Consider the following 7,313-nt stretch of genomic DNA (forward strand, 5'->3'; position numbering starts at 1 on the left):
GCCTCTTGCTTGAATTCCAGCGTGTAACGCGCCCTTGCCGTAACTGCCTTTGCCTTCGTCATTTCGTTTCCTCTTGCTTGGATTGGACCACTTAGCAAGGGATACGTTTTTCAGGGACAAGGTCAGAGGTCCACAGCGGCCAGCGTCGCTGAAGACCTTGAAGGGTTCGATTGGTGCTTTGTTCCAACCCAAGCTGACTGAAGCCGAGTCGCAGACCATCGTCGACATCCTGATCGAGCACGGCATATTGGACATTCAAGGTGCCAAGCTGATCTACGGATTGCCGGACTGATTTCAGGGCCGTACTGCAGTGGGAGCGGTCGGTCGCGGCAAGTCGCAGGACGTTCCCTCTCGGCCAATGTCAGTCCCGCCACGAAGGGCTAAGTCGTATGTGCCGCCAAGGCGATCCTCGACCAGCGCATCGAGCGCAACGACGTCATTAGAACCCCCTAGTAGGCCAAGGACTGCCGCTGCCGGAGCGGGGTCGCTCCCTTCTACGAAGAGAAGGCGCGATTGAAGAAGTTGAACTTTTCAAAGCCGAGCAAGAAGGCGATCTCACCGCTATCCAGCGCCGTACGACGCAGCAGCTCGAACGCCACTGACTTGCGCACTTCATCCGGAAACTTCTGAAATCTGGTGCCTGTCCCACGCAGCCATAGCTGCAGCGACCGCCTTCTTTGACTGTCACACCATTCCAGCGCTGGGCGTCAGCATAACGCCCGCTCATGGCATGCGCGCTGCCGCCCGCGGCGGGTTTCCTGACGGTGCCGGGGGCAGCGCCGGAAGTTACTCGCAGGAACAAGCGAAAAGCCCATGAGTTACAGCGTCGCAGTGCCCGCTGCAGCGCATTTCGCCGCCCTGCCAAGCCGGGCTTCTGTTCACGCTTTTGAAATAAGGGGAAACCAGAATAGGGTTATCTATTACTCCGATGACTATCGGTTGGGGAACCCGTGTTGAAGTTGAAGACTTGGTCGCTGCTGATCTTGCCGCTGGCTCTGCTGGCTGGCTGTCTGGAGGGTGAGCGCCGCTACGTGGATGAGGACGCCGATGAGACTTTGAGTGCGCGCACGCTGGCGCCGCCGAGCGATGTCGAGCAACGCTTTGCCAACGTCCCACCCCCGGTGGTCAACGGCATCACCCAGCGCGAGACGGCGGCCACCGAGATCTCGGCCTATCACGAAATGGCGCTGAATGCCGATCTGCGACTTGCCAGCGGCCGGCTCAACCACACCAAGGGCTCGGGTCTGCATGTGCTTAGCTTCCGTGCCGGCGCCGGCAGCGGCATCGAGTTGCGTCCCATCGAGCGCAGCACCGGCCAGTTCAGCATGGAGACGACGACGGCCTCTGCGAACCGGCTGGTCGACGACGGCGTGGCCGTGGTGGCAGCCGTCAATGCCGACCCCTACAACACGTTCAACGGGTGGAACGTCGGCATCGTGACGCTCGCCGGCCAGCATTTCACGGGCGCCTCGCCGCAGCTGGAATCGGCCGTGGTGGTGCGCAAGGACGGCAGTATCGATATCGTCGAGAAACTGCCGGCATTTCAATTGCGCTGGTCGCGCAACCAGGGTTCCGCAAACCTCGTCAAAGAGGTTTTCTATTTCGACAAAGAGAACGCCAGAAACAGCGCATTGCGGCAGACCGGCGGCAATATCTCCATTTACCCCGGCGACAACTACCGCGGCAGTCTCGACCTGCGCGGCAAAACCGCCTTCCTGCTCAGCCCCGAGGTCAATGACGTCACCGTGGTGGCCAACGCGGACGGCAAGCCGCTGGTGCAGTTCGCACCGCTGCGCGCCAAGGTCAGCGCCCGCGTCGAGCCCGTGGCCGCCTTCATCATTCCAAGCGGCAGCGCGCTGGCCGTTTTCGATGCTGCCGCAGCGCCGGCTGACTGGGCGGTGGGCGACCGTATCGACGTTGAGTACCAGACTGACGATCCAGCCTGGGCCGATGTCCACCATGCGCTGGGCGCCGGCTTCACCACCAACATGCTGGTCAAGGACGGCCAGCTCGGCCCCGGCGCCGTCGACGAAACCGTGGTCAGCAGCCGCACCGTCTTCGGCGTGCGCGCCGACGGCTCGGCCTTCTTCGCCGTCATCGACAAGCCAGTCGGCTCGCCGACCGACGGCGTGACGCTGAAGAAGCTGGGCCAGATCGCGCTCGCCTATGGCGCCGTGAAGGCCGTCAATCTGGACGGCGGAGGCTCTTCGACGATGGCGCTGCGCGCGCCCGGCGAGAAGTACCTTCATCTGGTCAATACCCCGTCCGACGGTCGCGAGCGCCCAGTAGCGAACAAGTGGGGGCTGGTGCTGAAGAAGGACAAGGTGCGCTACGCCGACGGCGTGGACGTGCTGCCCAAGGAGGTCGCGCTGCTGGCCGGCACGGAGCTGCGCTTCAAAGCCCTTGGCTATGACGGCGACAGCTTCTCGCTGCTGCAAGGCAAGCCCTCTTTTGGCATGAGCAGCGACAAGCTCGGCCTTATCAGCCCGGCCACCGGCCAATTTCGAGCCGCCGACCAAGAGACCGAGGGCTATGTCGTCGCGCAGCTCGGCCCCTACAAGGGCGCGGCCAAGGTGCGCATCACGAAGAGTCCCGACGCCCTCGTCTTCGAGCGCCCCGAGCTGGCGCTCAACGCAGGTCAGTCCGTGGCCCTGCTGCCCACGCTGTTCAAGGAAGGGCGCCAGCTGCAGTACAGCCCGGCGCAGCTGCAATACAGCCTCAGCGACGAGAGCCTGGGCAAGCTGGACCGCGCCACCGGCGTCTTTACCGCCGGCGAGAAGCTGCAGGGCCGGCAGCTCGACATCACCGTGAGCTACGGCGCCCTCAGCGCCACCACCAAGATCAGCATCGGCGTGCCGCCGGTGCTGGTGGAAGGCTTCGAGGCCGGTCTGGGCGCTTACACCGCTGGCGGGGCACGCCAAAAGGCCGTCACGCTGAACCTGCTGAGCAGCGGCGCCTTCGCCGGCAAGCAGGCGGTGAAGCTGGCCTGGCAGGCCGATCCGGCCCAGCCGGGCACCTTTGGCGCCTATTTCATCGACCCGACGAGGATCACGGTGCTGCAGGGCTACCCCAAGGCCCTGGGCGTGCAGGTCTACGTGCCGGAGGCTTTGGCGGGCAAGGTCTGGTGGGTGCGCGGCCAGCTGCGCGACGCCGACAACAAGGCGGTGGCCATCAACTACAACAACGACGGCGACGCGCTGCCGGCGCATGGCTGGACCTTCATGAAGGCCGCCATTCCCGAGGGCTTCCGCGCGCCCTTCCGCTTCGACCAGCCCTTCCGCTTCCTGGTGCTGAAGACGGCCGAACGCATCGACAGTCATGTGTACCTCGACAACTTCACCGCCATCTACAGCGACGACACCGATCTGCAGGGCCCTGAAGTGCAGCTCAGCCCGGCCGACCGCGAAACCCTGACGGCGCGCAACGCGACGCTGAAGCTCAAGCTCAACGATGCCAGCGGCGTCGACCTGAACCGTGTGGAGTTGCTGCTCGACGGCAGCGACATCAGCGCACAGGCGCGACACAACGGGCAGGACGAGTTCACAGTCAGCTTGAGCAACCTCGCCGATGGCTGGCATCGCCTCAGCTACCGCGTCTTCGACCTCAACGGCAATGTCGGCGCGGGCGAGACCCTGTTCCAGGTGCAGACCGGTGCGTCGCAGGTCTTCATCGACGACAAGCATGCTCAGGTCTATCCCGCCGCCAGCTTCGACTTCCCGCTCAAGGCCCTGAAGGCGGCACCCGGCGATCGAATTGACCTGGTGCTGGAGTTCGACGCCACCAAGTCCGGCCTGCAGGTCCTGAACGCCGACGCCACCGCCGAGAACGTGGTCAGCCGCCCGGGCTTCTGGTCGGGCAGCTTCCGCAACTTCGGCGGCGAGAGCAGCACACTGGCGCTGATACGTCTTCGCGTGGCCGATTACGTCGCCAACGGTGCGGTCTCGGTCGTTGTCAGCGGCAGCATCAATGGCAAGCCCTTCGTCTATCCGGTACTGCGCAAGGAGATTGGCGGCCGTTACCGCGTGCTCACCAGCTACGCCCAGCAAGGCCAGACCACACAACTGCAGATCGTCGACAGCAGCGGCAAGCCGGCGGCCGGCGTCAGCGTCGAGAGCCTGGAGTACAACGCCGCTACCGGCTTGGTGTCCAAGCAGCAACTGCTCGGCGTCACCGATGCGCAGGGTCGGGTCAGCTACACGGCAGCTCCTGGTACCAGCAGCAAGGAGGTCTTCTTCCGTGTGTTCCAAGCAGGCAGTGGCGCTTCGCTGCTGGCCCGCGTGATCGCCATGCCAGAGCGCTTGACGGCGCTGCCCCGCTACTTGCGCCTGACACCGGGCGCGACGCACGAACAGATGAGCCTGAGCTGGATGACGGCGAGCACGCCGCGCAGCCACTGGCTTCGCTACGGCGAGACCCCGGCGCTGGCGCAACGCGTTGACGTCAGCGACAGCGAACTGCTGCCCTACTTCTACGGCGCCGAGTCCGGCGTGGTGCGCGTCCACCACGCGGCCTTGAGCGGACTCAAGCCCGGCACCACCTATTACTACCAGGTCGGCAACGAGAGCGGCGTCAGCGAGCTGATGAGCTTCCGCACCGACGACGGCGACGCCGAACTGCGCATCCATCTGTTTGGCGACACGCAGACCAAGACCGACGGCAATCTGCGCGACGGCGCGCCCTTGGTCAGTGAGCTGCTGGGCAAGATGCAGGCACAGCTGCCGGGCGCCGATCTGATGCTGCATGTCGGCGACATGACCGAGGATGGCAGCGACTACCAGATGCAGCGCCAGTTCTTTGAGGCCCTGGAAGGGGCGGGCAAGCTCGCCTCCGTGCCCCTGGTGCCGACCCTGGGCAACCACGAGGTCTACAACGAAGGGCGCAGCAAGTTCGAGTCCCTGTTCCGCACGCCGGCCAACGGTCCGCTGCAGGCAGAGAACAAGCAATCTATCTTCAGCTTCAACTACGGCCCGGCGCGCATCGCCGTCATCAACTCCGAGCTCTTCAGCGACGCCGAGTGGACACGCATGATGGACTGGCTGGTGCAAGACATGCAGGCCTCGAAGCAGCCCTGGAAACTGCTGATGATTCACCGCCCGCCCTATGCCGGTAATGCCGACTCAGGCAACGGCTTTAGCAAGCGCTTCCTGCCCGAGGCAGTGGATCGCGCCGGTATCGATCTGGTGATCTCCGGCCACGATCACCAGTACGCGCGCAGCAAGCCGCTAACGGCCGGCAAGCCGGACGGCAAGGGCGCCATCTACCTGATTGCAGGCTCGGCCTCGGCCAAGTTCTACAACGCCAGTAGCCGCGACGGCATGCCGCAAGTGGCCGAGTTGCTGTACGACGAGGACCTGCAGACCTACACGACCCTGCACATCGTCGGCGGCGAGATGCGCCTGCTCACGCGCAACATCTACGGCAAGCTGGTAGATCAGGCCACGCTGAGGCCGCGTCAGCTGCGATGAAGGTGCGCTGACAAGGCTCTGCTCAGCGGCCCGATGACCGGCAGGTCATCGGGCCGCTGTCTTTAGGGGCCCTTGAACATCCAGCTCGTGGCGCCCAGCGAACCGTCGGTCTAGATGTGAAGCTTCAATAGGTTGTTGCCGGGCAGCGCGGATGACTTGAAGTGGCCACAGCGGTCGTTCGTTGGTAGCTGTGCATCTGGCAGCTATCAGCCTTTTCCGACCGACAGAACACACCCCCATCGCTGCTGCGGCGCGCTTAGGGCGCCGACATGCCACGCATGCTTTGCTATGTCTCACGTTTGGCGCGCTCGGCGATGGAGCGGACAACGTCCGCAGGGTCTGACTCTAACCCTTCTGCAATGCGCAGTAGGACGGAAAGAGATGGCTGTGTCTGGGCAACCTCAAGCCGTGCAATGAACGACCGATGTACATCCGCCCGATGAGCCAGTTCTTCTTGGCTTATTCCTAGGCGGCCTCGGCGTGCCTTAATTTCCGCTGCCGTGGCCCGGAGGACGGGCTGGTCTTGTGCCTTGCGCATCCCCCGAAATATTCGGTCCGACGCGCATATATGCACCCGCACATATGGTACAAATTGATTGCGGATAGACCTTCCGTTGTCCGAAGTGGCCGATCCCAAAGCGTCGCAGTTTCGGTGTGTCGAGTTGCTGTAGTGCAGAAGAAGCCGGTTCTCGCTCTTTGGGCGCGTCGCTTGCCTGCTAGCTCATAAGTTGATCGCCCTTCTGCTCTCACTGGAGGTGCTCATGAGCAAGCAAAACCTGCCCCCCGTCTTCGCTCGTGTCCGAGACGCCCTGCGGCGCCGCGGCAGTACCACCCAGGACGCGGAGGACATCGTCCAGGACGCCTGGGTGCGCTTGGTCAGCTACGAGCGCGATCAGGTGGTAGAGCAACCTGAGGCCTTCATGATGAGGGCGGCGCTGAACCTCTCGGTGGATGCGCACCGCACCCGTGTCAGTCACGGCGAAGAAGTGCTGCTGGAAGATGTCGTGCTGCTCGATACCGCGCCGGGCACGGAAGCGATCGTGCTGGCCCGCGAGCGCATGGCACGCCTGAGCCTGGGGCTGGGACGGCTGAATGACAAGACGCGCGACATCTTCCTGTGCCACCGTGTCGAAGGCATGACCTACGAGGAGATCGCCCAGCGACATGGCATGAGCATCAGCACGGTGGAGAAGTACATCGCCAAGGCCACGCTGCAGCTGACGAGCTGGATGGAGGGCTGGTAGCGGTGCAGCGGCCAGGGGCGATAGAGGGCAGGGGAGCGGGGCAGGACGGGGCGCTTCCGGTGGTGACACCGGAGATCGCGGCCGAGGCTGCGGTGTGGGCGGCCCGCCTGCATGGGCCGGATCGGTCCTTTCACATGGAGCGGGAATGCCTGGCCTGGCAGGGGCGATCTGCCGCGCATCGCTTGGCCTTCGAGCGCTGCACGGACGTCTGGATGGATGTCGCAGGCGTCGACCGGGCCGCGGTGGCCCGGGTGTGCGCCGTCAGAGCGCCCGAGGAACTGGGCCAGAGTAGGGGAATCAGACCCGGCCCTCGCGCCTTGGTGGCTGCAGTGACGGCCACAGTCGCGCTGGTAGCGGTCCTGGTGGTCCAGCCCTGGCGCGATGTCGACACCTACGGCACCGGAATCGGCGAGCAGCGCCTGGTGCTGCTGAAGGACGGCTCACGGATGTCGCTGAACACTTCGACCCGGGTGCGGGTGGAGCTCAGCCCGGCGCAGCGTCGCGTGAGCGTGGAGGGTGGGGAAGCCTTCTTCGAGGTCGCCAAGGACGCAAGCCGGCCCTTTGTCGTCAGTGCCGCCGGGACGGAGGTGACCGCCACGGGGAC

At 64.4% G+C, this 7,313-nt stretch carries 4 protein-coding genes; 3 read left to right on the plus strand and 1 reads right to left on the minus strand.

The annotated features are described in order from the left end of the window. The first annotated feature begins 953 nt into the window (after positions 1-953). Positions 954-5,465 (plus strand): phosphodiester glycosidase family protein, encoded by a 4,512-nt coding sequence (locus ACIQ67_RS18530; protein ID WP_397535855.1) that lies wholly within the window; start codon positions 954-956, stop codon positions 5,463-5,465. 286 nt (positions 5,466-5,751) lie between these two features. On the opposite strand, the gene ACIQ67_RS18535 is transcribed toward ACIQ67_RS18530, so the two are convergent. After that, on the minus strand, positions 5,752-6,003 hold the full coding sequence (locus tag ACIQ67_RS18535; protein WP_397535856.1) for a helix-turn-helix domain-containing protein: 252 nt from the start codon (positions 6,001-6,003) through the stop codon (positions 5,752-5,754). 223 nt (positions 6,004-6,226) lie between these two features. Between ACIQ67_RS18535 and ACIQ67_RS18540 the strand changes: the two genes are divergently transcribed. Further along, on the plus strand, positions 6,227-6,709 hold the full coding sequence (locus ACIQ67_RS18540; RefSeq protein WP_397535857.1) for an RNA polymerase sigma factor: 483 nt from the start codon (positions 6,227-6,229) through the stop codon (positions 6,707-6,709). 62 nt (positions 6,710-6,771) lie between these two features. Continuing rightward, a partial coding sequence (locus tag ACIQ67_RS18545; RefSeq protein ID WP_397535858.1) for a FecR family protein occupies positions 6,772-7,313 on the plus strand: 542 nt, incomplete at its 3' end.

It is taken from the genome of Roseateles sp., from assembly GCF_044373315.1.
GTDB lineage: Bacteria > Pseudomonadota > Gammaproteobacteria > Burkholderiales > Burkholderiaceae_C > JACDQM01.

What these genes read in the sequence shown, in the direction of transcription:
- ACIQ67_RS18540 (WP_397535857.1), top strand. Translation starts at nt 6,227, where the DNA reads ATGAGCAAGCAAAACCTGCCCCCCGTCTTCGCTCGTGTCCGAGACGCC.
- ACIQ67_RS18535 (WP_397535856.1), bottom strand. Translation starts at nt 6,003, where the DNA reads ATGCGCAAGGCACAAGACCAGCCCGTCCTCCGGGCCACGGCAGCGGAA.